This is a genomic window from Pseudomonas sp. ZL2 (assembly GCF_054788455.1).
On sequence record NZ_JBGOGX010000055.1, the window covers coordinates 1 to 25,491 of the forward strand.

General features: G+C 65.8%; 24 protein-coding genes and 1 riboswitch. Of the genes, 4 read left to right on the forward strand and 20 right to left on the reverse strand.

Annotation, left to right across the window (positions count from 1 at the left end):
• Positions 1-195: 195 nt before the first annotated feature.
• The 20 genes from ABM562_RS24990 to ABM562_RS25085 form a co-directional block, all read right to left on the reverse strand.
• Positions 196-1,038: a CsgG/HfaB family protein gene (locus ABM562_RS24990; protein WP_115086780.1), complete on the reverse strand. Its 843-nt coding sequence runs from the start codon at positions 1,036-1,038 to the stop codon at positions 196-198.
• A gap of 29 nt (positions 1,039-1,067) precedes the next feature.
• Entirely contained in the window at positions 1,068-1,487 is a 420-nt protein-coding gene (locus ABM562_RS24995; protein WP_115086781.1) for a curli assembly protein CsgF, read from the reverse strand.
• Entirely contained in the window at positions 1,484-1,879 is a 396-nt protein-coding gene (gene csgE, locus ABM562_RS25000; RefSeq protein ID WP_460423699.1) for a curli production assembly/transport protein CsgE, read from the reverse strand. The genes ABM562_RS24995 and csgE overlap by 4 nt, the downstream gene beginning before the upstream one ends.
• Positions 1,876-2,406 carry a type II secretion system protein gene (locus ABM562_RS25005; RefSeq protein ID WP_115086783.1) on the reverse strand — a complete coding sequence of 177 codons (531 nt, stop codon included), beginning with the start codon at positions 2,404-2,406 and terminating at the stop codon, positions 1,876-1,878. The genes csgE and ABM562_RS25005 overlap by 4 nt, the downstream gene beginning before the upstream one ends.
• Entirely contained in the window at positions 2,381-2,755 is a 375-nt protein-coding gene (locus tag ABM562_RS25010) for a type II secretion system protein (protein ID WP_115087115.1), read from the reverse strand. Before ABM562_RS25010 ends, ABM562_RS25005 begins: the two co-directional genes overlap by 26 nt.
• 5 nt (positions 2,756-2,760) lie before the next feature.
• A complete protein-coding gene (locus ABM562_RS25015) occupies positions 2,761-3,237 on the reverse strand; it encodes a prepilin-type N-terminal cleavage/methylation domain-containing protein (RefSeq protein ID WP_115086784.1) in 477 nt (158 codons plus the stop codon).
• A 3-nt stretch (positions 3,238-3,240) separates the two neighbouring features.
• Entirely contained in the window at positions 3,241-5,064 is a 1,824-nt protein-coding gene (locus ABM562_RS25020; RefSeq protein ID WP_134065031.1) for a secretin N-terminal domain-containing protein, read from the reverse strand.
• A complete protein-coding gene (locus ABM562_RS25025) occupies positions 5,061-5,561 on the reverse strand; it encodes a hypothetical protein (protein ID WP_460423702.1) in 501 nt (166 codons plus the stop codon). The genes ABM562_RS25020 and ABM562_RS25025 overlap by 4 nt, the downstream gene beginning before the upstream one ends.
• A complete protein-coding gene (pilO, locus tag ABM562_RS25030) occupies positions 5,561-6,109 on the reverse strand; it encodes a type 4a pilus biogenesis protein PilO (protein WP_460423703.1) in 549 nt (182 codons plus the stop codon). Before pilO ends, ABM562_RS25025 begins: the two co-directional genes overlap by 1 nt.
• The gene (locus tag ABM562_RS25035; protein ID WP_233674126.1) at positions 6,096-6,638 is read right to left on the reverse strand and encodes a pilus assembly protein; all 543 of its coding nucleotides are present in this window, start codon (positions 6,636-6,638) and stop codon (positions 6,096-6,098) included. The genes pilO and ABM562_RS25035 overlap by 14 nt, the downstream gene beginning before the upstream one ends.
• Position 6,639: 1 nt before the next feature.
• Positions 6,640-7,467: a hypothetical protein gene (locus ABM562_RS25040; protein ID WP_460423705.1), complete on the reverse strand. Its 828-nt coding sequence runs from the start codon at positions 7,465-7,467 to the stop codon at positions 6,640-6,642.
• Complete coding sequence (locus tag ABM562_RS25045) at positions 7,418-9,118, reverse strand: GspE/PulE family protein (protein WP_460423707.1); 1,701 nt, start codon at positions 9,116-9,118, stop codon at positions 7,418-7,420. The genes ABM562_RS25040 and ABM562_RS25045 overlap by 50 nt, the downstream gene beginning before the upstream one ends.
• A 53-nt stretch (positions 9,119-9,171) precedes the next feature.
• Positions 9,172-9,705, reverse strand: a complete 534-nt coding sequence (locus ABM562_RS25050; protein ID WP_115086791.1) for a response regulator — start codon at positions 9,703-9,705, stop codon at positions 9,172-9,174.
• A gap of 229 nt (positions 9,706-9,934) precedes the next feature.
• On the reverse strand, positions 9,935-10,582 hold the full coding sequence (locus tag ABM562_RS25055) for a SurA N-terminal domain-containing protein (protein ID WP_115086792.1): 648 nt from the start codon (positions 10,580-10,582) through the stop codon (positions 9,935-9,937).
• Positions 10,579-12,114, reverse strand: coding sequence for a cytochrome c/ABC transporter substrate-binding protein (locus ABM562_RS25060; RefSeq protein ID WP_460423710.1), 1,536 nt, complete (start codon positions 12,112-12,114; stop codon positions 10,579-10,581). Before ABM562_RS25060 ends, ABM562_RS25055 begins: the two co-directional genes overlap by 4 nt.
• Before the next feature lie 3 nt (positions 12,115-12,117).
• Positions 12,118-12,762 carry an SCO family protein gene (locus ABM562_RS25065; protein ID WP_415842496.1) on the reverse strand — a complete coding sequence of 215 codons (645 nt, stop codon included), beginning with the start codon at positions 12,760-12,762 and terminating at the stop codon, positions 12,118-12,120.
• Positions 12,759-13,406 (reverse strand): SCO family protein, encoded by a 648-nt coding sequence (locus ABM562_RS25070; protein WP_134065043.1) that lies wholly within the window; start codon positions 13,404-13,406, stop codon positions 12,759-12,761. Before ABM562_RS25070 ends, ABM562_RS25065 begins: the two co-directional genes overlap by 4 nt.
• Positions 13,403-15,382, reverse strand: coding sequence for a cytochrome D1 domain-containing protein (locus ABM562_RS25075; protein WP_460423712.1), 1,980 nt, complete (start codon positions 15,380-15,382; stop codon positions 13,403-13,405). Before ABM562_RS25075 ends, ABM562_RS25070 begins: the two co-directional genes overlap by 4 nt.
• A 15-nt stretch (positions 15,383-15,397) precedes the next feature.
• Positions 15,398-21,274, reverse strand: coding sequence for a manganese-oxidizing multicopper oxidase MnxG (mnxG, locus tag ABM562_RS25080; RefSeq protein ID WP_460423714.1), 5,877 nt, complete (start codon positions 21,272-21,274; stop codon positions 15,398-15,400).
• Positions 21,275-21,512: 238 nt separating this feature from the next.
• Positions 21,513-22,115 (reverse strand): lytic transglycosylase domain-containing protein, encoded by a 603-nt coding sequence (locus ABM562_RS25085; protein ID WP_115086797.1) that lies wholly within the window; start codon positions 22,113-22,115, stop codon positions 21,513-21,515.
• Between the two features lie 177 nt (positions 22,116-22,292).
• Here ABM562_RS25085 and gspG point away from each other — a divergent pair, with 177 nt between their 5' ends.
• The 4 genes from gspG to ABM562_RS25105 all read left to right on the forward strand — a co-directional run bounded on the left by gspG (position 22,293) and on the right by ABM562_RS25105 (position 25,470).
• Positions 22,293-22,715, forward strand: coding sequence for a type II secretion system major pseudopilin GspG (gspG, locus tag ABM562_RS25090; protein ID WP_115086798.1), 423 nt, complete (start codon positions 22,293-22,295; stop codon positions 22,713-22,715).
• Between the two features lie 16 nt (positions 22,716-22,731).
• Positions 22,732-23,919, forward strand: coding sequence for a type II secretion system F family protein (locus tag ABM562_RS25095; RefSeq protein ID WP_460423716.1), 1,188 nt, complete (start codon positions 22,732-22,734; stop codon positions 23,917-23,919).
• 38 nt (positions 23,920-23,957) lie between these two features.
• A riboswitch (TPP riboswitch) is annotated at positions 23,958-24,072 on the forward strand.
• 81 nt (positions 24,073-24,153) lie between these two features.
• Positions 24,154-24,801 (forward strand): TenA family protein, encoded by a 648-nt coding sequence (locus ABM562_RS25100; RefSeq protein ID WP_115086800.1) that lies wholly within the window; start codon positions 24,154-24,156, stop codon positions 24,799-24,801.
• A 3-nt stretch (positions 24,802-24,804) separates the two neighbouring features.
• On the forward strand, positions 24,805-25,470 hold the full coding sequence (locus ABM562_RS25105; RefSeq protein ID WP_115086801.1) for a TenA family protein: 666 nt from the start codon (positions 24,805-24,807) through the stop codon (positions 25,468-25,470).
• The last annotated feature ends 21 nt before the right edge of the window (positions 25,471-25,491 follow it).

Here is a 25,491-nt window from a genome sequence, read left to right on the forward strand (position 1 = left end):
TTGATCTGTGTACGCCGCCGAACCTGTGGGAGCTGGCTTGCCAGCGATGGGTTTCGTCAAGGAACAGGGCTGCCCCACCCATTGAGGTAAACCTGACTGGCAAGGCTTTGCCTTGCATCGCCGGCAAGGCCGGCTCCCACAATTGATCTGTGTACGCCGCCGAACCTGTGGGAGCTGGCTTGCCAGCGATGGGTTTCATGGGCTCTGGTACTGGCTCAGGTATTTATCCAGCACCGCCTTGTCCCCCGCACCATCCCCGGCCACCTGCCACAAGCGCCGTTCAATGCCCTGGGCCAGCAAGTGCCCGACCGCCGCCTCGATCGCCGACAGCACGCAGAGCTGCGCGGGCTCGTTGGTGGTGTAGCCGACCTCGGCTTCCAGCAGCTTCTTGAACTCGATGAACTTGAACACCCCGGCGCTGCGCCCGACCGAGTAGATGGTCTTGCTGGTCATGACGTTGGCCAGCACCTGGCCGCTGCGCACATCCACCGCCCGCAGGTTGACCGAGACCTGGTCGACCCGGTACTCACGCGACAGGTCGATGCCCAGGTAACGTGCGCCCTCGCCGCCGCTGCGCACGTTGGTGTCGTAGGCGATGATACCGCCTTCGAGCATCAGGTTGGCCGCCTGCAGGGGCGGCAGTTCACCCAGGATATTCACCGGCGTATCGGGCTTTTTCTGCGAGGCGCGAATGATCTTGCGTTCGGTCAGCAGGTTCTGCAGCCCTTCGCGTTCGAGCACCACGAACCAGCCGCTGGCCTGCAGGGCATCCATCAGCATGCTCGCCGCCCCCTGGGTGACGCTGGTGGAAAACGAACTGGCCGGGGTCGGCTTGTATTGCCCGGTCTGGTCGCGAAAGCCATACACCACTGCCATCAGCCGGCCCTTGGGCCGCGGCATGTTGAGCAGGTCGTAGTAGGTCGAGGCCCGCGGCGTCAGGGTCGGGCTTTCGCTGTCCTGTTCGGCCGGCATCGGTTCGCGCAGGCTGCAGCCTTGCAAGGCGGCCAGGATCAGCAGTGTGCTCAGAAATCGTTTCATGGCTGTTTCTCCCCGTTGTCCTGTGCCCTTCAAGGGTTCAGGCCGTTGACCTGAATTTCCGAAATCTCACCGGTCACCCGATCGGTCACCTGAATGCTCAGGGCCCCGGAGTCGTCGATGACGTTGATGATGAAGGCGTCGGTCTGCAGGCTGCCGGTGTTGCCGTTGTTGATGTTGGTCAGCAGCTGCGACAGCAGGCGCGACTCCAGCTGGCTGGTGAAGCGCTCCAGCGCCGAGGTGCTGGCGAACGCCGAGGCGCGGTCCTTGATGGCCGGGTCTTCATGATCGTTCTGCGCCTGGGCGTTGTTGAGCAGCCAGGTGCCGTTCAGCGGGTTGCCGCCAAACGCCGGGTTGACCGGGGTGTAGACCAGTTCGGTGGCACTGGCCTGGCTGGCGAGGGCCGCCAGCAATACCAGGGAGGCCAGGCTGCAGGTTTTGTTGTTGTTCATAACTCATCCCTCTCCAGATCAGTGGTGTCCTGCAGCAGCATCTGCAGCTTGCGCTGGATAATCTGCGCCTTGACCAGGTCCGCAGCCTCATAGGCGGCGTCCTTGAGCTCAGTTGTGTTGGGTGGCAGAAAACGCCGGTACACCACCCGTTGCTCGTACTCGACCGTCACCAGGCTGCCCCAGCGCGGGTCGGGCCGTTCGCGTACCACCAGGTTGAAATCCAGGCGGCTGGTGGCACGCAGCCGCTCGGCGAAGCTGTAATAGAAGTCGTGGCCGATATGCGAAATGGTGTTGTCGACGATAAAGCCCATCATCTCGTCCTCGGCGCCGCCCCGGGCGCTGCCGGCCAGCAGCACCAGGACCAGGGCCAAGGCACTCAGGCGGCGGTTCATTGCCCGGCTCCCTGGGCCAGGCCCTTGCGTGCGCCGGCGGCGGTCTCGGCAAAGGCCTTCTCGGCAACGAACTGCCAGTCGCTGTAGTGCTCCAGGCCCTCGAACTCCGACCACTGGGCGGCAAAGCCGGTTTGCTTGAGCGGCATGGCCTGTGAGCGGCTGTAGACGCCGGTGATGCGCCCGTCGATCGAACGCAGCAGGCCCCAGTCGTCGCTGACGGTGATCGGGTCCAGGTACAGCCTGCGCAAGTGCCGCTTGGGCTCGGGATAGCGGGCATCTTCCAGCAGTTCCTCAAGGCTCTGCGGGTACTGGGCCAGGCCCGGGGAACTGCGAAAGTAGCTGCGCAGGGCCTGGGCATACTGGCCGCCGACCCATAGCAGCTCGCGTTCGCGCTCGCGCTGGGCGACGGTCGACCACAGCGTGCCGGTGGCCGCCAGGGCCATGCCGGTGACGGCGATCAGCAGCAGCACGCCCAGGTAGGTGAAGCCTGCCTGCCCGGCATTACCACTCGGCATAAAGGCTGCCATCACGGGCCCTCCCGGTTGAACCGCTCTTGATGTCGGCGACGGAACCGGCAACGCCTTCGGGCGGCGCCACCACCTGCCAGAGGTCGCGGCGTTCGGTGATCGGGTCCAGCGGTGCGCTGCGCAGGTAGCGTTGCTCCACCAACTGTTCAAGCGACTCGGGGTAGCGGCCGGAGTCGCCGTAGTAGTGGTCCAGCGCCTCGCGCATCACCGCCAGGCTCTGGCGCAGGGTGGTCTCGCGCGAGGTTTCGAGGCTGTTGAAGTAGCGCGGCATGGCGATGGTCATCAGGGTGGCGATGATCGCCATCACCACCAGCAACTCGATCAAGGTAAAGCCCTGGCTGCGTTTCATCATGCTCACCACTGCCCGTAGGCGATGCCGTTGAGGCCCTTGCCACGGGCCCTGGAATACACGTCGAAAACATCCTGGCCGTCGCGCGGGTTCTGCGCCGAGCTGTCGTAGGCGCGTAGCCCCCAGCCGCCCTGCTCATCGTCCTTGCGCGCTGCCACCAGCGGGTCCTGGGGAATCCGGCGCAGGAAGTAGAACTTCGCACCTTTGGCGCTACGCACATCGCGCACGCCATCGACCAGTACCTGCAGGTTCGGCGGATAGCCGCTGGCATCGAGGGATTTCTCGATGTAGCCGGCGTCGAAGGCACGCTTGTAGGCATCGATGGCATCGCGCAGCTGGTACAGCGCGGTGCGCAGCGCCTGCTCCTTGTTGCGCCGCACCAGGGTCTCGGTCAGCGGCGCGGCAATCGAGGCCAGCAACCCGAGCAGCGCCAGGGTCAGCATCACTTCGATCAGGCTGAAACCTGCCATCGGCCGTTTCATGATTCAGGGCCTCACCGCGCCAGGAACCGCCACCAGCGTCTGTTCGTCCTCCACCTCGACGCTGCGGTTGAGGTTGCGGATCTGCATGCTGGTTTCGGTACCGGTGGCAAATTCCATGTCCGACGGGCTCTGGTACGGCAGGTTGCGGATGATTCGCGGGGTGATCGACAGCACCAGCTCCGACTGGCTGTTGTCGCTGCGGTTGCTGCCGAACAGCCGGCCCAGGCCGGGAATGTCGCCAAGGCCGGGGATCTTGTTGCCGCTGGCGCCCTGGTCGTTACGCACCAGGCCCGCCAGCACCTGGGTTTCGCCGTCGTGCAGGCGCAGGCTGGTCTGGGCGTTGCGGGTGTCGACCTGGACCGGGATGGTGCCCTGGCGGGTCGGCTCCAGCGGCTTGGCGTTGCTGACTTCCAGGGCCACCTTGATCGCCACTTCGTTGTTCAGGTGCACCACCGGGGTCACTTCGAGCTTGAGGCCGACATCCAGGTAGGTGACGCTTTCGGTGATCACCGGGCCCTGGGTCGAGGGCACCGAGGTGGCACTGATGATCGGTACCCGCTGGCCGATGTGGATGCGCGCCTGCTCGCGGTTGCTGACGCGGATCACCGGGCTTGCCAGGGTGTTGATGTCGTTGTCCTGGGCGTTGATCTTGGCTTGCGGTGCCGGCGCGATGCTGATGCGCGAGGAGTTGATGCCGCGCAGCTGGTCGAGAATGCCCACCGGGTTGCCGTCGGCGTTGAGCAAGCCGAAGGTGTTGGGCCATTGCAGGCCGAGCTCGAGGATCCGCGAGCGGGCCACTTCCATCACCTGCACTTCCAGCACCACTTCCGGGTTGGACTGATCCTGGGACTGCAACAGTTTCTCGGCCATGCGCACGGCATCGGGGGTGTCGCGCATGGTCAGGGTATTGAGACGCTCGTCGACGAATACGTCGCGGGTCTTGAGCATGGTCTTGACCAGGTTCAGTGCAGTGTTGGAATCGATGCTGGTCAGGTAGAAGGTACGCATCACCAGTTCCTGGTAATCCTTGGTCTTCTGTGGCGAGTCCGGGTAGATCAGCAGGGTGTTGTCGTTCACCACCTTCTGGTGCAACTGGTTCTGCTCCAGCAGCAGGGCCACGGCGTCTTCGATACGCACGTCACGGACGAAGATGGTCGCCTTCATGTCCGGGCGCAGGTCCTTGTCGAAGATGAAGTTCAGCCCCGCCACCTGCGACAGCACCTCGAAGATGGTCTTCAGGTTGGCGTCGCGAAATTCCAGGGTCACCGGCCGTTCGAGCTTGCTGCGCAGTTGCGGGTTGGGCTGGGCGGTGCGGCTTTGCACCAGCTCGATGTCCTTGCGCAGGGCCAGGCCGCCTTCGTTCTGCGGGTCGAGCAGCAGCACTTCGCGCATGTGCCGCTCGGCGCCGAACAGGTCGCCCCCACGCAGCGCCGCCTGGCCCAGGGCGATGCGCTCGCCAAGATTGCGCATCTGTTCGATCTGGCGTACCGCATCCAGGGCCCGGCGGTTGTTCGGCTCCAGCGTCAGCACCCGGCCGTAGCCGCTGCGCGCACCGCCGAAATCATGGCGGCTGCGGTCGCTGTCGGCCTGGGTCAGCAGCGCTTCGATTGCCTGGCGCCGGCCCTGGATCAGGGCGATGTTCAGCTCGGTGTCGCGCGGGTGTTGCTTGAGCGCTTCTTCGAGCTGAGCGATCCCGGCCTCATATTGCCCTTCACCGATCAGGGCCTGGGCGTCCTTGCGCACACCGGCGGTGCCGCAACCGGCCAGGGCGACACACAGGGCAAGCATCAGGTACGGCGCTTTGTGGCTGAGCCTTGGCAAATTCATGGTGCGCTCCCTACAGACAAAGTCTGGGACAGGTGCAACGGCAGGTAGACCAGGCTCAGCTCCGTGGCGGAGATCTGCTCGATCCGGTAGGTGTCATCGATCACGTCGCCGCGACGCACGACGTAGAGTTTTTCGCCGCTTTGCAGGAACACCTGCTGATCGTCGCGATCATCCAGGCGGCCAACGAACTGGAATGGCAGGGCTGGCACGGCAGGCGCCAAGGCCACCGGGGCCATGGCGACGGGTTGCTCGGTGACCGTGGTCATCTGCACCGCCGGCTTCCAGCTTTTGCTCGGGAACAGGTCGCGAGGCTTGAGGGCTGCGGGTTTGGCGTCTTTCTGCGCCAGCGCTGTCTCGGTTGCTACGGCCTTGCTGGTAACGACAACACCTGCCTCGCCGTCTTCAGCCGCCTCTTCGAAGAAGTACCCTGGCCCCCAGGCCAGCACCGCGGCGGTGCCGAGAAAAACCAGCCAGGCCAGGCTGCGTTGAGTGTTCATCATGACCTCGACAGGTAAAGGGTCATACGCAGGCGCCCGGTCAATTCGCGGTCGCCGATCTTCTTGCGTTGCAGGTCGATGTCTTCCAGCACCAGCGCCGGCAGCTGGCCGAGCAAGGCATGCACGTAGCGGCGGATCTGCGGGTAGCTGCCGCGCACCGGCAGGAGGATCTGGTAACGCGCCAGCTGGGTCTTGGGGTCGACACCCAGGGCGTACTCGCCGCGGGCCAGGGTGATCTGCTCGGCCTTGGCCAGGGCGTAGATGCGGTCGATGGCCACGGTGGCCTGGGGCTGGGCCGGCAGCTGCTTGTGGAAATCTTCCAGCTCGTGCTGTGGCACCTGCGGCAGCTTCCGCGTGCCCTGCTTGAACTGCGCGACCTGCGCCAGGGCCTGATCGCGTTGTTGCTCCAGCTGTTGCAGCTGTTGCCATTGCGCCAGCAGCACGGTAACGCCGTACAGCAGCGCCAGGACCAGCAGCCCGGCACCGGCCAGGCCGACTACACCGAGCTGGCGGGCGCGTTCATGCAGGATCAGGCTAGGGATGCGCATTGCCGTTCTCCCAGGTGGCCGACAGGTTGAACTGCACCGGATGCTCGGCCTGCTTGGCGATGATTTCGTGGTTGAGCAGCGACACATCGCGCAGCTCGGCACTGGCTTCCAGGCGCTTGTGGAAGGCCAGCATGGCTTCCAGGTCGCGGGCCTCGGCGCTGATGCGCAGCTGGCCCTTGCGCGCGTCGGGGGTCAGGGTGAGCAAGGCGATGTCGTCTTGCGGCAGACCTTCGAGCATGCCGAACAGCCGCTCCCAAGGCCGTTGCAGTTGCTGCGAGACGCTACGCATCTGCGCCAGTTTCTCGGCCTGCTCGCGGCTTTGCGCGGCATTGAGCGGTTGCCCGGCCTGCGGACGTTTACCCAGTTGGCGGTCGAGCTGTTCGAGGTGCTGCTCAAGGTCGGCCTGTTGTTGATCGAGGCCGTGCTGCAGTAGCACGGCGCCGAGCAGCAGGCTCAGCCCACAAGCCAGCAGCGCCCAGGCGTGCAGGCCGGTGCGGGCGGGCTGCAAATCCAGCATCAGGCGGCGCATCTCAGGCTACCGCCCGGGACATGCTGCACAGCACGTCGCGTACCGCTAACGGGGTGGGCGCCAGCTCGCACAGCTGCACACCCTGCAGCGCTGGCGGTTGTTCCAGGCGACCGGGCGCATGCAGGTACACCGGCAACTGCCCTTGGCCCTGGTGCAGCTCGGCCTGGCGGGCAATCAAGGCGTGCAGGGCCTGGTCGCTGTCAGTACAGCCACGGGCGCTGACCTGTTGCCAGGCGCCGTTCTGTGCCAGCAGGCAGACACTGCGTTGCGGCTCGGCCAGGACGAAGAGAAAGTCTCCCTGCCCCAGTTGCTCGGCAAAGTGGTTATAGGCCGCCATCAGGTAAGGCCGTGCCGAGCGCAGGCGCAGCCCCAGGCTGCGGCACAGGGCATCGAGCTGATCGAGCAAGGCCTGCGGCGTGGCGCTGGCGATGCGCGGGCAACCGGCGGCTTCGGGCGAGACGACGATGCGCCAGCCTTCCAGGCTCTGCCCGTAATGCGCCTCGAAGCAGGCGCGGGCGTACTGTTGGAGCTCGTCCGGACGGCTGATGGCGGCGCTCCAGGGCACCAGGCAGAAGCGGCTGTACTGGGCCGAGAGCAACACTTGCAACTGTGCGCCTTTGCACGGTTGTTCAGCCAGCAGGTGCTGCAGCGACTCCAGGGCAACCGCCCAGGCCTGGCTGCGTTCGGCGCTAAAGTCCAGGCTGCCGAGCCACTGTTGCCGGGTGCCCTGGCGTTGGCCCAAACCCACACCCTGGGCGCCGAGCACGGCGATAAAGCGATCAGGCGATAAAAGTGACACGATTGATCTCCTCCAGGGTGGTCCGGCCATCACGCACCAGTTCCAGCGCCGAGCTGCGCAGCAGGCGCAGGCCGCGTTGACAGGCCAGGGTCTTGATCTGGGCCAGGGGCTTGCGCTCGACGATCATCTGGCGCAGGTCGTCGTCCAGGTGCAGCAGCTCGGCAATCGCCGTGCGCCCGCGGTAACCGCTGCCCCGGCACTGGCCGCAGCCGCTGCCGTGAACGAAGCGGTAATGGCCGACCTGGCCGGGCTCCAGGCCCGAGGCGCCGAGTTCGTCATCCGTGGGTTGCTGAGGGGCGGCGCAGTGCGGGCAGACCAGGCGAATCAGGCGCTGGGCCAGCACCGCGTTGAGCGCCGAGACGAAGCTGTAGGGGTCGACCTGCATCTGGCTGAAGCGGCCGATCACATCGAAGACGTTGTTGGCATGAATGGTGGTGAACACCAGGTGCCCGGTCAGCGCCGACTGCACGGCGATCTGCGCGGTGTCCGGGTCGCGGATCTCACCGACCATGATCTTGTCCGGGTCGTGGCGCAGGATCGAGCGCAGCCCGCGGGCGAAGGTCAGGCCCTTCTTCTCGTTGACCGGGATCTGCAGCACCCCCGGCAACTGGTATTCGACCGGGTCTTCGATGGTGATGATCTTGTCCACGCCATGGTTGATCTCGCTGATCATGGCGTAGAGGGTGGTGGTCTTGCCGCTGCCGGTGGGGCCGGTGACCAGGATCATGCCGTAGGGTTCGCTGGCCAGGCGGCGCAGGCTGCGCAGGGTCTGCTCTTCAAAGCCCAGAGCCTGCAGTTGCACGCCGCTGACGCGGTCGGCCAGGTCCTGTTTGTCGAGCACCCGCAGCACCGCGTCTTCACCGAAGATGCTCGGCATGATCGAGACCCGGAAGTCGATCTGCCGGGCGCTGATGCCGATCTTGAAGCGGCCGTCCTGGGGCACGCGTTTTTCGCCGATGTCCAGCTCGGCCATGACCTTGATCCGCGAGATCACCTGATCGGCGAACTCACTGCCGCTGACCTTGCTGATGCTGTTGAGCACGCCATCGATGCGGTACTTGATCACCAGGCCGCTGCCGGTCACGCCCAGGTGGATGTCGCTGGCGTGCATCTTCAGGGCGTCGTACAGGGTCGAGTTGACCAGCTTGACCACCCGGCTCTGGTCTTCGCTGATGCTGGCCAACGACAGGCTCTGCAGGCTGTCGAGCTCGTTGACCGTTTCGTTTTCGGTGTCCAGTGAATCGACGGCGTGAAAGCTTTCTTCGTGGCGGGCGAGAAAGCCCTTGAGTTCGGCGGCTTGCACCAGGTACAGCGGCGCACCTTGCAGGCACTCGTCGATCCAGGCCAGGCGGGCGTTGTCGAAGGGGTCGGCGAACACTCCGAGGGTCATGCCGGCATGTTGCAGGAGGATGAATTCGCGTTTCAGGCACTGCGCCAGGCTGACCCGTTCGAACAAGGGCATGGCGGCAAACAGCGACGGGCCATCGAGCACCGGGTAATGCAGGGTGGCGCCCAGGCACTGGACGAAATCGGCAGGTTCAAGACCGCTGAGTGCTTGCAGGGTATCGAGCAGGCGCTCGCCGCTGAGTTCGGCACTGGCCCTGGCCTGGGCCAGCAACGCGCGGCCAAGGGGCGCCGGGGTGCTGGCAACAACGGGAGGAACGAGCGACAACGGTTCCATGGCTTGCTCTCCAACGCGGGGCGCGGAGAGCCTGGTTCAGCCCTGCTCGCGCGTCATTCCCCGGTGAGCAGCTGGTCGTCGTCGGGCCCCGGCGGCCGTGCGCCATTACGTCGGCGATCGGCCAGGACCCAGCTACCGTCGAACAGCTGCAGGGGGAAACTCTCACTCCTGCTTTGGCGTCGTTCGACGAACCCTGTGTCCGTGTCGGCTACGCGTCGGTTTTCTCGCTTGATGCCCATCAGGTCGAGGACTGCGCGGGCCAGTTCCGCCAGGGGAAACGGCTTGAACAGGATATGACTGACACCCAGTTGGCCGGCCCGCTCACGGACCTCGGCGGTCGGGTGGGCGGTGATCAGCACGAAATGACAGTCCCTGCGTTTGCGCACAGCGTCCAGAACCTGAAAACCCTCCATATCGGGCAAGCGATAATCCAGCACGATCACGTCAGGGGTGGTGCGCTCGGCCAGGCCGATGGCACTTGCTCCGTCGTGGGCAACATGGACGTTCAGGCCTTGGGCTTCCAGGTACGCCTGGATATTGCCGGCAAGGGTCTGTTCGTCATCGACTACCAATACTGTGTTCACCAAGGTCCACTCCCTGAAGCATTGCTGGCCCGGTTTCCCGACCCGGCAGAAGTGCGGCCTTGTAGAGGCTTACGCATGCTTCGTGCCAGGCGTGATACCGCGCAAATCGCTGTGCTATGTCGTTGATTCTGTAAGCATAGACGCAAACGGGCGCTAGCCCCTTCCCCAATCCCGGGGGGTAGATGGCGTTTTGCCCCTTGGCCTGCCCCAACATTGGGGGGCGGCCTGGCGCTCAGTCGATACGCTGCAGTTGGCCGCTGTCGCGCAGGCGTTGCAACAACGCCTGACGCGCCTGCGCCTGCAGCTGATCGATAAGAAGGGTTTTAGCCAGTGCAAGTCCCTGCTCGCGTTGGACAGGGCCTTGCTGGCTTTGGTTCTGCGCGCCGGCAAAGGTTTTGCCATTGGCCGCATAGAAGGCCAGGACCTGAGCCTGGCTGGGCTCTGGCACGCGGCTGGCGGCAAGGAACACCTGCTGCGCCGCCAGCTCCTGACGGGTATAGGCGGCAAAGCTCTGTACATCGAAGCCGGCTTCGGCCAGGCGCCGTTCGAACACTTCATTTGAGCCGAAGGCCTGGCGCAGGTGGCCGATACGCGCCTGGACTTCGTCATTGCTGACCGTCACGCCCTGGCGCTGGGCTTCCTGCCACAGCAGCTCGCGGTCGATCAGGTCGTTCAGCGCCTGTTCGCGCAGGCGTTTGTACACGCTGGGGTTGCGGATGCTGGTCAGCGCCCTGCCCTGGTCTTGCAGGTATTCGGCAAAATAGCGCTCCAGGCGCAGCTGGCTGATTTCCACGCCGTTGACCCGCGCCGCGGGCGGAGCGTCTGCGGCGTGCAGCGAAAGGGCCAACAGGCACAGCAGCAACGGCATCAGGCGGTTCATGGCGACCTCGTCTCAAGGACACTCTGGTAGGCGGCGACCGGGTAGAACACCGGGCCGGGCATTTCAACCGTTACCACATGGGCCCCGTTAAGGCCCTGGCGCCGGCCCGGGCCAAAGCCCAGGGCCGGGGTCAGGCCGGTCTGCACGTCGTGCAGGCCTTCCAAAGCCTGGGTGAGTTTCTCGCGGCTGGCATCGCGCCCGGCGCGCTTGAGCGCTTCTTCCAGCAGTTGCATGGCGCACCAGGTGCTGACCTGCAACAAGCCCTGGCGGCCATCCAGGCCCTGGCGCTGGCGCATGGCGGTGAGCGCCGCGCGGCCTTGCGCTGTCCAGTCGCCGGGAATAAACGGATAGGCGAGAAACACGCGCCGCGACCAGGCTGGCGGCACCAGCAGCAGCTCACTGGCGACCTGGTTTGAAGACGCGAACAGGTAAGGCGTGCGCCCCGCCTGTTGCAGGGCTTCGGTCAACCGGCTGAAGCCCGAAGCCTTGCCCAGGTAAAACAGCGCCTGCGCCGCCGGTGCCTGCTGCTCGAATGGCTCGGCGCTGACGTTGCGCCAGCCACGCTCAAGCAATGCCTGACGCAGGTTGGCCGCCAGGGCGGCAAAACTTGCGTCGGCATATACGATGTTGACCTCGGCCCCCTGCAACGACAGGCTGCCCTGGGCGTAGTCGGCCAGGCTCAGCAGTTGTTCGCGCAAACCGGGCAACGGGTCGAACACCTGGCGGCTGCTGGCCAACTGCGGCGCTGCGCCGATCAAGGGCAGGCGCGCCTGTTCCAGGCGGGAGACCAGCGTGGCCTCCAGCCCCGGCGCCATGGGCGCGATCAAAGCAAACACCCGCTCCTGCCCGATCAGTTGCCCCAGCGCCTGCTCGGCACTGGCCTGATCGGGGCCGGGATCGAGGTTGATCAACTGCAAGGCGCGACCATGAATACCGCCCTGGCGGTTGATCTGGGCGATGCGGTCATTCAATACCGCCGCCACCACCCGCGCCGGCTCCGCCAGGGCGCCGCGGGTCGGCAGCAAGGTGCCCAGGCGCAGGGTCTGCTCCTCAAGCCCCGGGTCGCGGTCATCGGCCAGGCGCTTGAGGTAGGCGCTGAGGTTGCGCTGGTCGGCCATGCTCAGGACGAAGCGCGGCATCGCCGGGTCGAGGCGGTTACCGGCAGGGTCGCGGCCCTCCTGGATGGCCCGGGCAAGGCTGGCCTGGGAATAGGCCGGATAGCTGCGCCCGTTGGCCTGCCGCGCGCCCTGCCCGCCGGCCAGGCGCTGCCAGTTCAGCGACGGCGGGCGTACCCCGCCCTCGGCCCGGCCGAGGCCATCGTTGCCGTGACAACTGGCACAGGGCACGACACTGGCCGGCACCCGCATGTCGGCGGCGCCGACCCGTGCCGAGACCTGGGCATCGCTGCCCGACAGGCCTTCGCGGTACAGGCGCTTGCCGGCCTGCTCCTGCGGGTTGAGAGCGAGGGCGCTGGCCAGCGGGCTGACCAGCAGCACGCTCAACAGCAGGCCGATGCGCAGGCGCGCGGACATGACTCAGCGCCCCGCCAAAGGTTGCGACAGCAACTGCAGGCGCTGGGCGATGGCTGGCGCCGGCGCGTCAGGGCGAATCTTGCTCCAGCGCTTGTTGGCCACGTCGCCGGCAATCAACTGGGTCGAGTGCTGCTCGGGGCTGGGAATCAGGTGGCCCAGGCGTGCCAGCACCCGATCCATCTGCGCTTTGTCGCCGGTGAGGAACAGCCAGTTGGGGCCATCTACTCCCTGTTTTTCGGCGAAGGCCTTGAGCACCGCCGGGGTGTCGTTCTGCGGGTCGCTGCTCAACGAAATGAACGTGACCTTGCTGGCCGCCTCCTCGCCCAGGGCTTCGCGCACTTCACGCAACTTGCGGGTGATCAGCGGGCAGGCATCGTTGCAGTGGGTGAAGATCACATTGAGCAGCACCACCCGGTCTTTCAGGACATCTTCGTAGAAGCGCAGGCTGCGGCCGTTCTGGTCCTGCAGCACGGTGTCGGTGAAGTAGCTGCGGGCGTCGCGGGTACCGCCCTCGGTGGTTACCGGGGTGGCGCTCGGGGTCGGCGAAGCGTGGCCTTCATGGGCCAGGGCCACGGAGCTGAGGATCCACAGGCACAGCGCCAGGGCCAACCAGTCGGTGCTGCGCATGCCACGGCTGGCGGCGCTCATGGTTGCACCTCCTGGGCAATGGCGGTGTGCTTGGCATGCACCCGGCGAGCGCTGAGGCGGTCGATCTCGCTGATCAGCAGTTGCGGGTCGGTGAAGCCGTAGAAACGGGTCCAGTGGCCGCTGTGGCCATCGCCGACGAGGATCAACGGCGGGTGCTGGCCCAGGTCGGCACTGAAGCTGCCCAGGCCCTTGAGGGTTTCGTTGATCGCATACGGGGTGCCGGTCAGCCAGCTCCAGCCCGGCCCGTTCTGGAAGGTCTGTGCGTAGCCGAGCAAGCGTTTGGGATCATCGCGCTGCGGGTCAACGCTGATCGACACCAGTTGCACCTCGGTGCCGACCCGGCCACCCAGCTGCTTCTGCACCTTGGCCATGATCGACGAGACCACCGGGCACACCGTGGTGCAGCTGGTGTAGATAAAGCCCATGACCACCAGGTGATCGGCTACCAGGTCCTGTTCCAGGCGCACCGGCATGCCGTTCTGATCGAGCAGCGAGACATCGGCAAAGCGCACCGAGGTCTTTTCCTGATGGGCGGCGGGCGCCCCGTGGGCACTGTGGTCGACACCGTTATGGGCCTGGGCGAGGCCGCAGCTGGCGGCGAGCAGGCAGAGGCTGAACAGTCTGCAGCGATCGAGCAGTTTCATTGCACACTCCTTGGTCCGGCGTCGGATGCTTGCTGTGCGCCAGCGGGCAGTACCCGCAAGCTGGTGTAGTTGTTCGCGGCAAAGCGCTTGCCCAGCGAGGGCGCCTGCACATGCAGGTACCAGGCGCCCGCTTCCAGTTGCTCCAGGGGCGCCTCGTAGATGCCCTCGCCCACTTCCCTGACCACACTGGTGCGGGCCCGCGAGGTGGGTGCGAGGAAGTAGCGCAGGCTCAGGTCCTTGATTCCGGTACGCGGCGTGCCGTTGCCCTCGCTGATGCGAAAGCGCGCGACAACGGGCCGGCCCTGGTCCACCACCGAGGCGCCGATGAGGAATTCCACCTGCGGCGTCTGCCGGTGCGGTGCGCTGCTGGAGGCCGCCACTTCGGTGCTGAAGCAGTGGATGATCTGTGGCTGGTTGAGCAGGAAGGCAACATCGAAGGTACCGGCGGCCGGCAGCTTGACCGTCGAGCTGTACACCCCCGGCGCCACCTCGCGCAGGCTGCGGTCGATGACCAGCGCGGCGCGGGCGCTGTGGCCACGGTTGGGGTAGCCGGACATCGGCGCGTTCATGCCTTCGGCGTAGAAGTAGGTGGTGTTGTCCACCGGGTTGACCACGAACACCGAGTTCTCGTCACGGGCCACGGTCAGGCCCTGGGCCAGCGGCAGGTCACCGGCCTGGCGCGGCGCCGCAGGCCCGGCTTCAAAGCCCTGGACAATCGGCTGGCGGCCTTCGCCCAGGCTGCCGAGGTTGATCATGCTGACCTTGGGCGACGCCAGGCCACGGATGTAGGCGTAGGCCTGGGTGAAGGTCAGCTGGTAGGGTTCGGCGGCCACCGGCAGGCTGTGGATCAACCGGTCGGTACTGGCGTCGATGACCATGGCCTGGCTTTCCAGGGTGTTGAGGACGATGCCGAAGCGCCCGTCATTGCTGAAGCGCATCGGCCCCAGGCCCTGCTGGCCTGCGATCAGGTGACGCTGGGTGTGGCTGCGGGCATCGATGACGCTGATGCTGCCGTCACGCCCATCGGCCACATACACCGCCTGGGACAGCGGCGAATAAGCCACCGACAAGGGGTGCGAGCCCACCTTGAGGGTTTTCACCAGGCGCATCTCGCTGGCGTCGATCACGCTCAGGGTGGCGCTGTCGCGGTTGCTGACAAAGGCGTAGCGCGAGTCGGCGCTGAAGGCGATTTCATGGTGGCCGGCGCCCGTGGCGAAAAACTTCAAGGTCGTGCGGCTGGGCACATCGATGACCGTCACCCCGCTGTTCTCAGGATCGCTGGCGTTGTTGCCGACCCACAGCAGGCGCTGGTCGGGCTGCATGGCCAGGCGCAGCGGTTGCTTGCCGGCCGGCAGGTTGGCGACGCGCTGGAAGGTCTCGGTGTCGATCAGCGCCACTTCACCGCGCTCGGGGATAGACACGTAGACCTGCTTGTCATCCTTGCTCGCCACCCAGTCCATCGGCGTGCCTGGCAGCTCGATGCGCGCCAGGGTGCTGGTGACGCCGCCCACCGACACCGACGGGTCGATCACGGTGAGGCTGGCATCCTTGTTCAGCACCAGCAGGAAGTAGCTGTTGAGGTCCAGCAACGGCCGCGCGCCGATGCTGCTTTTGAGGAACAGCGCCACCCGCGCCTTGCAGCTGTTGCTGCGGTCCTTGGCGGCATCCCCGGTCAGCGCCGGGTCCAGCCACGCGCCGGGGGAAAGCCCCGACAATGGCTGACCGCTGTTCTGCTCGGTGATGGTGAAGCGCACATTGGCGAAGCTGCCTTCGGTCAGCGTCCCGCCCGAGCCCAGCGGCCGCGCCTCGAACTCGACGGTGACACCGTCGCGGCTGAGGCTATGCAAGCCCTGCGGGTCACTCTCGGCCAGCTCGCTGCGCGGGTCGCACCACAGGCTTTCGTAACTCACCCCCAGGCCCATCAGGGTCAGGCCCGCCAGCAGGCCCAGGTACAGCGGTCGATTCTTCTTGGTCATGACCCTTCCCCTCACTCACTGTGCTGGCGGCGTGGCCGGTGGTGTTTCGTTGGTCACCCGCAGGATCCCCCACAAGCCGGACACGTTGCCGTAGGCGGCGTAGTCGCGGAACAGGTAGTCGCCCGGCACCGCGTTGCTGCCGCCGGCGCTGGGCAGCATGAAGCTGAAGTGCGCGGCCGGCAGCACGCTCTCCTGGGCGCCGATGTACATGGCCTGCGGGTTGTAGCCAAAGCGCACCGAACCGATACCCGGCAGGTACATCGGGTAGCCGCCCGGGTCGGCCTTCTCCGGCTGGTAGGCATGCAGCGGCCACAGGTGCCCGTCGAGCTGGTAGGTGATGCCGCGGCTGCCGCCGGTGGGCATCAGCACATGGTTGCGCAACGGCTGGCCAGGCTTGGCCCAGAGCACCGGGGTTTGTGGGTCGCCGCCGACCAGGGCATTGCTGTAGGCCATGTGGGCGTTGGGCACGTCGGCCCAGCCATTGCCATCGGCATGGCCGAACGGCGCATCCGGGGCCAGGCCGAAGCGGAACCACAACGGCTCGGTCTTGTAGTTGATGGCCATGTTCGAGTTGTCCTTCGGATCACCCGGCACGCCGTTGCCTTCAGTGGCAATGCCTTCCACCGGCCGGCCATCGGCCCAGCGCATGTTCAGCGAGCGCTGCCACAGCGTGGCGAAGTCGCGGTAGGCGGTTTGCCCCGGTACCTGCACCGTGGCCGAGGCCCGGCTTGCCGTGTCTTCGCTCCAGGTGGCGTTGAGCGGCAGGATGCTCATGGCGCCGATCAGGCCCTTCTGCCCCTGCTTGATGACATCGGCCGGGGTGATGTTCAGGCCGCCGAACTCGATGGCGGTGGTGTTGATGTTGTCCACCGCGCGGCCCATCTGCAGCACCGGCTTGCCTTCGCGCTCCAGATGCCCGGCGTAGAACTGGTAGACCTTGTTCGGGTACGCGCCGCTGTTGCCTGCGCGGGGCGGCACGGTCTGTACCGGGTTCTGGCCGACGTTGGCGCCGTCCGACTTGGTGATGTCGTAGGCCAGCAATTGGGTATGCAGGCCGACATGGCTGGAAGGACGCATCAGGTTGTTGTTGAAGGCGGTGGAGCCTTCACTGCCATTGCGGTCGCGCTTGACCACGTTCTGCATCACGGCGGTGCTGGCCAGGTCCGGCATGACCAGCGGCAGGCGGTTCTCCAGGGTGACCTTCAGGCACTCGCCGGCAGCGGCGCGCAGCACCAGCGGTTCCACCGGCACACCGGGCTTGAGTTTGCCGGTGCCGGGGTCGAGGTCGGCCTTGCGCACATAGAGGATCGCGGTCGGGTCATGCAGTGGCCCGCTATGGCCGCCGATGGTGAAGGTCTCGCCATCTTCCGGGTCGGTCACCGTCACCTGCGGGATGCTGGTACGCCGGCTGTTGTACACCAGGGTACCGCCGTTGGCCTTGAGCGGGCCGCCGACATGCTGGCCGACACCGGCCGGGTCGTTGATGCTCACACCCAACGCGTTGCCGAGGATGTCGTTGGCCAGGGCGGCGACGATTTCATAGCTGCGCTGCACCGTCGGCCGGGTGCCGATGCCGTTGCTGTTGGCGGTAAAGCGTGGGCAGATCCCGTCAAACGCCACGGTGTTGCGCGCCGCCATCGGCAGCGGGTTGTTGGGCAAGGCAAACAGGTCGTTGCGGCTGCTGGTGTAGTTGCGCATTACCCCCCAGATACCGTTCCAGTAGCCTTCGTGGGCGGCATCGAGCGAGTACAGGTAATCGCCGTTGGGCGCAGACGCGCTGGAGATCATCGACACCGGCGCCATGAAGCCCAGCTGTTCGGAAATGCCCACCATCTGCGAGGCTTTCCAGCCGGAGTTCGAGCTGTTGCCGAAGCCCGAGCCGTTCTGCAGCCACTTGACGCCGTGCAGGGTCACGTTGTGCTCCTCTTCATGGCCACCGGCATGCATGCGCAGGCGCACGTTGTCACCGGAGTAAGTGCGCAGCATCGGCGTGAACGGGTCGCCCGGCTCTGCCCCGGCGGTATTGATGTGCGGCGGGAACCGCGTGGTGCCACCGGTCGGGCCGACCGCCGAGGTAATCGCCGCCGGCGACAGGTTCATCGCCGGGATGGCGCGGTCGGTGCGACTTTGCATGGCGTAGGCCAGGTCACCGGCGAGGCCATCGGCCTGCATGCCGCGCTTGCCGTCCGGGGCCACCTTGTTGGGGTCGTAAACGCGCAGGGCCAGCGGTTCGTTGCGGTAGTTGACGACGAACATGCCTGGATCGTCCACCGAGATAGCCTGCGGGCACGGCCGGCTCGGGCAGCCCGGGTTCAGGCCGCCGCGCGATTCGACCACCGACTCCAGCAGGTTCGAGGCCTTCTGCCGTACCGGCGGGTTGATCGCATAGCGGAAGCTGTCGGCGCTGGCCGGGTACGCCTGGGCATTGGGGATGCCATCCGGGCCTGCACCGACATACACCCCGGCTTCATAAGCGTGCTGGAAGTCGCTGTACTCAAGGAAGAACTCGCGGTAGCTGTCGTTGCGTCCGTCACCGTCGAGGTCGCCGGTTTTCACCACCGCCTGCCAGGACGTCGGCCCGCCGTCTTCGCGCAGGGCGCTGTTGTACAGCAGCTCGCCGGTTTCGGCGTGGTACCAGGTGGAACCGGCCGGCTCCGCCAGTACGGTGGCGTACAGGCCCAGTTGCTGGTGGGTCGATGGGCCGAGGTGGTCGTGGGTGAAGATGGTGCCCAGACCACGGTCGACGTTATGCACGTTGACCACCGGGTCGACGAACCAGCGCTGCATGGCGGTACGTGCGCCCAGCCAGTCGGCGCGCCCGTAGCGGCCGAAGAACGGGTGAGCCTTGGCCACCGGGCACTCGGCCGTGCCTTCGCGGGGGTCGCCGGCGCGGCATTGATTGAACTCGCGAATCGCATGAATGCGCTCGACCACGGTGCCGGGGGAAAGAATGCCGTCTTCGTAGTTCCAGCCGTTGGCCGAGCCGTCGGCGGCGGTCAGGTCCCATTTCGGCAGGTGGATATGCTGGCCGATGACGTCGGTCGGCGTGCGCACCTGGTAGTCGTCCATCTCGTAGTACGAGGGGATCAGGTTGGTGTGCTGGTACATCACGCAGTCGAAGGTGTTCATGCGCATCACCAGCGGCTCAGGTGGGCGCTGCTTGTTGATCACCGGCCAGGCGTCTTCCCAGAGGCTGATGATCCGCGCTTGCGGGAAGTGGTAGCCGACCTTGTTGTACACCGCGTCGAACTGGATGTTGGCGCCCTTGTAGATGCGCGGGCGGTCGGCGGTAAAGGTCGAGCTGCCGGTAAAGCTCATGCCGTCCAGGCGCTCGCCACTGTTGAACTCACCGGCCCCGGAGAACTGGGTCAGACGCTTGGCGCGGTCGTCCATGCACGGCTCGTAGTACGGTGCACCGGCGGTGGGCGCCGCGCCGTTGGTGCGAAAGTTACGCGCCACGGTCTGCTTGCCCGGCAGCACGGCATAGCTTGGGTGTTCCAGCTTGGAATGGAAGCTCATCGCCGCCTGTTCGACGTCGGTGCCCTCCTCGGGCAGGAACACCGCCTTGGCCTTGGTGATCGCCTTGGTGAAGTCCAGTGCGGTGGTCGTGACCACGGCTTCGCCACCGGCAGACAGTCCATCCAGGGCATGCCGTGGCAAGCCGCCGTCCCAGCCACCGACCTGGGCCGGGTCGAGGTTGGCCCACAGGGCGTTGCCGGAGTTCTTCAGCTGTTGCGCCTTGGCCGGATCGAGCATGTCCAGCGGTGGAGTTGGCGGGCGTTGGCCGACGGTGTTTTCCATGCCGCCGATCCAGAACGGGAAGCCCGGGTTCTTCAGGCTGCCGTCAGCGTTGCGGTTGGCTTCGCTGCGATCGACCAGGGCCAGGGAACCGACAGCGCGTGGCGCGGCGTCGTGATGGCCGGAGTCGTCATCGCCCTCCTCTTGCTCGTCGTCATCGTTTTCCGCGACCAGGGTTTGCGCCAGCTTCGGAATCACCGCGACCTTGCCCGGCATCGGCGCCATGGCCTTGCCTGGCAACGGTACGATGGCCGGGATGGGTGTACCGGCGATGATCTCACCGTCCGGCAAGGCCCGGGCGCCCGCGGCAGGCTTGCCGCTGCGCAAGGCGAACGGCACGCTGTGAAAACCGCTCTCGCTCTGGCCCGACACTTCCAGGCGGGTGCCTTCCTCGAACACATCGTGGACCCGCCACATGCTCCACATGCCCTGGGCAAAGTGCGGGTAGAAGTGGCAATGGTAGATAGCGTCGCCGGCCACGCGGTTGCGGTTGCCCGAGCCGCCGTTGGCGATTTCGTAGGTGTAGCCGACACCCGGGCCGATGCCCTGGGCATCGACATAGTCGGAGTTGTCGTCATTGGGGTTGAACAGCCACTGGTGACCGTGCAGGTGGAAGATATGCTGCTCGTGGCCGTTATGGGTGTTGCGGAACTTGACCATGTCGCCGATGTAGCTGTGGTTGACGTTGGCCGGTTCCGCCGGGTAAAGGGCCATGGTGGCCTTGACCCCGACCTGCTCGGCGCTCGGGGTCTGGCCCGGGCGAATGTTCTCAAGGCCGACGTTGGCCGGTACGTCCACCAGCATCGCCACGTCGCCGACGGTGTGCGAACTCAAGAAGAACTCTTCGTAGGCGCAGGACAGGCAGTCATGCATCGGTCCCACGCCCAGACGGTTGGCCACCACCTCGGCGCCCATGCCGCCGGAGCCGTAGTTGATCATGAACGAATCGCGGGTCGGCTCCAGAACATGCCCCATCACCGGGTCGGCCCAGTAAGCGGGAAAGGCCTGGGTCGAGGCGGCTTCATCGGTGAACTGCGCGGCGAAATCGCGAAACGGCTCCAGGCGGTTGGGGATGGCCGGGTTACGTTTGCCGAGGCTTTCCAGCGGGTAGGTCGAGGCCGGGAAGCTGCCATCGGCGTTGGGCCCCATGACGATGGCGTCGGACTCACTGGAGATGATCTCGTTGCCGTCGGTCATGGCAATGATCGGCGCGCCGGCCTTGCCCTCGCTGATCCAGGGTTCCTGCTGCGGGTAGCGCGCCTGGTAGTCGACGATCGGCTGGCCAGTGGGGGTGCGGCCGCTGCTGCTCAGGCGCATTTCTTCTTCGGTGAGGGTATTGCGGAAGGTGCGCCCACCTTTGGGCAGCACCACGACCTGGCCGAACAGGCCGTTGGCGACGTTACCGGCAGCGCCTTCACCGCCGAAGGTCGCGCCCTGGCTGGTGGCGGCAAACGCGCCTTCGCGTTCGGCATACAAGGTGTAGGAGCGGCTGGCGCCGGGGGCGATCAGGAAGTTGCCATTGCGCCCGGTGTTGGCGGCGATGTCGGCGATGCTGTTGACCGCCTGCATGCCGTTGACCTGAAAGCCGACATGGCGGTCGGTAACCTGTTCGTCGGCGACAAAATGCTCGCCGCCTGGCTCGTTGCCTGCGGCGGCTTCGTTCTCTTCAGCTTCGTTTTCCTCGCCTTCGACCTCGTTCTCTTCTTCGTGGTCGATACCGTGCTTGTTCGGGTTGGCCTGGTAGGCCAGCAGGTTCTGCAGGTTGATGGTCAGGCAGTCGCCCGCCGCCACCCGCAGCACGATCGGCCGCGGGCGCTTGTCCGGGCGCAGGCTGACTTTACCCGGCACTGCCGCTCCGCCACTGGCCAGCGACACCTGATGCTCGTCGACCACATCGCGGCGCAGGGCGAACATCATGCCGTTGGCATTCTGCGCACCCAGGCGGTTGAACATCAGTGGCTGATCGATCGCCACCACATTGGCCACCAGGTTGCGCTCGCAGCGCACGGCGGCTTCGCTGAGCGGCTGCCAGCCCAAGCTGGCGGCGGCGATCAGCAGTGAAGTCAGGACTGAGCCTTTGATTGGAGTCATCATGGCGTGCCTCTGTGGTGCAAGGGAACTCTGGAGGGGCTGGAGCAAGGCCCATGCCATATTTTTTATTGTTGTTTTTCAGTTACTTAAAAAGATTAGTGAATCCTGATTGGGGGTGATTCCCCGGTATTCCCCACTAATCGGGGGTTGCCTCTGGGTTGCGACCGCTGCGCGCTCGATCGCCGGCAACGCCGGCTCCCACGGGACAGGACTACTGTGGGAGCCGGCATAGCCTTGCCGTTCACAAAGGCGCATCCACCGCCAGGCCCTGCAGCCGCCGGTACTGGCGCAACACCTTGGGCACATAACGCTGGGTTTCGGCGAACGGCGGTACCACCCGGCCGCGGCGCAGCACCGCGTCGGGCCCGGCGTTATAGGCGGCCACTGCCAGGGTGATGTCGTTGTCGAACAGGGTGAGCATGCGTTTGAGGTAGCGCGCCCCACCCTGCACGTTCGCGGCCGGGTCGAGGACATTCTTCACCCCCATCTCCTTGGCGGTGTCCGGCATCAACTGCATCAGCCCCGCCGCGCCACTGGTGGAGCGGGCATTGGGGTCGTAGCGCGATTCGGCCTGGATCACTGCATGCAGCAACGCGGCTGGCAGGTCATGGGTTCTAGCGGCGGCCGCCACGACTTCGGCGTATGGCATGCCGGTGATCAATTGCCGACCATTGCCGGCCAGGCTCGGCGCTGTCTCGCTGACCACCCGCTGGTACGTTCGGCCCGGCCGGTGGACGTTGCTCAACACATAGCTGCCATCGGCCTTGACCGAGATGTACACATCGGCCTGAGCCGGATTGCTTGTGGCCAACCAGGCCAGGATTCCCGCAGTGAGCCAGCGCATCGTGCCACCCTCCCCGTTGCGTCCCCCAGAAAGTGGGGCATATGCCCCGATTGCCAGGGCTTCACCCTCCTGACGCAAGCACTGTGCCGCCTTGCCAGGGCCGTGCGGCAAAGGCCCGGCGCAGACGCGCACGGCATTTGCATAAGCCCTTGCAGCGCACCTACGGAGGGCCTGGCAATGAACAACAACCATCGCGCGCAACGTGGCTTCACCCTGCTTGAACTGTTGGTGGTCCTGGTGGTGCTGGGGCTGCTGGCCGGCATCGTCGCACCCAAGTACTTCAGTCAGCTGGGGCGCTCGGAGGCCAAGGTGGCCCGGGCCCAGATCGAAGGCCTGGGCAAGGCCCTGGACCTGTACCGGCTGGAGGTGGGGCACTACCCCAACTCCGAACAAGGCTTGCAGGCGCTGGTGGTCCCCCCCAGCGATGAGGTGCGCTGGTCAGGCCCGTACTTGCAGAAAAAGGTCCCGCAAGACCCCTGGGGGCGTAACTACATCTACCGCCAGCCCGGTGAAAACGGCGAGTACGACCTGCTGTCGATGGGCAAGGACGGCCAACCCGGCGGCGATGGCGAGAACGCCGAGATCACCAGTTGGCAATAGTCGGGAGGGGCTGCACATGCGCTACGAACTCAAGGCACTGGGCAAGGCCGGCGTGGTCTTGCTGCAGGTCGACGCCCAGGACGCAGGCCTCGCCCGCGAGCAGGTCGAGCAACAGGGCTTGCGGGTGGTCAGCGTGCGCAGTTGCCAGCGCCTGGCCGGCTTGCGCTGGCGGCGTGGCGAGGTGTTTGACCTGGTGCTGTTCAGCCAGGAGCTGACCACCCTGATCAACGCCGGCCTGCCGCTGATTGACGCCCTCGAGAGCCTGGCCGAGAAAGAGACCGCGCCCCAGGCGCGCAAGACCCTCGGTGAGCTGGTGCGCCTGCTGTACGAAGGCAAGTCGTTGTCCCAGGCCCTGGCGCAGTTGCCCAGCGTGTTCCCGCCGCTGTACGTGGCCCTGGTGCAGTCGAGCGAGAAGACCGGCGCCCTGGGCGATGCCCTCGGCCGCTATGTCGCCTACCGCCAGAGCATGGACGAAGTGCGCCAGAAGATCATCAGCGCCTCGATCTACCCGCTGCTGCTGTTGCTGGTCGGTGGTGGCGTGGTGCTGTTTCTGCTGGGGTATGTGGTACCGCGCTTCAGCCTGGTGTTCGAAGGCCTGGGCACCGAACTGCCGTGGATGTCGCGCTGGCTGATGCAGGCCGGGATGTTCCTGCACGCCCATCAGATGGCCATGGGCAGCGGTTTCGTGCTGCTGATGGTGCTGCTGTTTGTCATGCGCCGCGAGCCACGGGTACGCCGCTGGCTGAACCGCCAGCTGGAGCGCCTGCCGGCCCTGCACAAGCGCCTGGTGATGTACGAACTGGCGCGTTTCTACCGCTCGCTGGGGATCCTCCTGCAAGGCGGCATCCCGATCCTCACCGCCATGGCCATGGCTCGCGGCCTGCTCGGTGCAGCCGGCGCGCAGCGCCTGGAACAGGCCTGTGAACGAGTCACTGAGGGCCTGTCGCTGTCGGCGGCGCTGGAAGCCGGGCAACTGGTGACGCCCGTGTCATTGCGCCTGCTGCGCGCTGGCGAGCAGTCCGGCAACCTCGGGCAGATGATGGAGCGCAGTGCCGACTTCTACGACGCGGAAATCAGCCGCTGGATCGAGTGGTTCGTGCGCCTGTTCGAGCCGCTGCTGATGACCTTCATCGGCCTGCTGATCGGCCTGATCGTGATCCTCATGTACATGCCGATCTTCGAACTGGCCTCGAGCATCCACTAGCACGCGACGTGACAATCATCGGCCCTTGCTGTATAGATTCGGCCACCAAGGGGAGCCCGGCAACGGGCTGAGAAACCGCTGGCACTTGCAGCGCGGTGACCCTTCGAACCTGATCCGGATCATGCCGGCGAAGGGATGGGTATTGTGCACCTGCCTTTTTGCCGGCCTCACTGCGGGGCCGACCATGCCTGACATTGCCGGCTCCGCTGTCGTCACTCTAAAAAGGACAGCAGCATGAGCGCGCGCTTCACCGACAGCCTTCGCCAGCAAAGCGAGCCAAGCTGGACCCAGTGCATCGAGCACCGCTTCGTCAACGAACTGCTCGAGGGCCGTTTGGCCGACCCGGTACTGGTCAACTACCTGATCCAGGACCACCGTTTCATCGATGCCTTCCTGACCCTGCTCGGTGCAGCCATCGCCACGGCGGATACCTTCGAGGCGCGCATTCGCCTGGGGCGCTTTACCGGGGTGATTGCCGGTGAAGAGAACACCTACTTCCTGCGGGCCTTCGAAGCCCTTGGCGTCAGCGAGGCCCGGCGCCTCGAAGCGCCGGATTCAGTACCGACTGCCGGCTTCAAGGCGATCATGCGCGAAGCCGCGGCCACCCGCTCCTACGCCGCCGCCCTGGCGGTGCTCAACGTTGCCGAAGGCCTGTACCTGGACTGGGCCCTGCGGGCCAACCAGCAGCTGCCGCCGCGCTTCGAGCATGCCGAGTGGATCACCCTGCACGACAACCCGGCCTTCCAGGACTTCGTCGCCTTCCTGCGTGCCGAGCTGGACCGGGTCGGGCCCGATCACCCGCAAATCAGCAGCGACTTCTTCCTGCGCACTGTGGCGCTGGAGCAGGCGTTTTTCGACGCAGCCTACGACATCGAGGGGTAAGCCATGGATATCTTCGAGCGCCTGAAACAGGCCGCCAGCGCCGATTGGCACAGCTATGTAGAGCACGATTTCGTTCGCCAGATGGGCGCCGGCAACCTGGCGCAAGCGGCGTTTCGCAAGTACCTGGTGCAGGACTACCTGTTCCTGATCCAGTTCGCCCGCTCCTGGGCCCTGGCCGCCTACAAGAGCCGCACCCTCGCCGATATTCGCGCCGCCCAGGCCGGGCTTGCGGCGATCCTCGACGAAACCGAGCTGCACGTGCGCCTGTGCCAACGCTGGGGCCTGTCGCCCGAAGACCTCGCGGCGACGCCAGAGCACCAGGCCACCGTGGCCTACACCCGTTTCGTGCTGGACTGCGGCGCCGCCGGTGACCTGCTGGACCTGCACGTGGCCCTGGCGCCGTGCGTGATCGGTTACGCCGAGATCGGCCGCAACCTGACCCCCAATGGCGTTGAGGCGCTGGGCGATCATCCTTATCGCGAGTGGATTGGCGAATACGCCGGCGCCGGTTACCAGGGCGTGGCCACCGCTGCCCGCGCGCACCTGGATGACCTGGCTTCACGGACCATGACCGAACGGCGTTTCGAGGAACTGGTCAAGGTCTTCGCCCAGGCCTCGCGGCTGGAAGCGGACTTCTGGCAGATGGGGCTGGAGGCCGCGAGGCCGTAATACTGCACCAGCCCCGGTGGG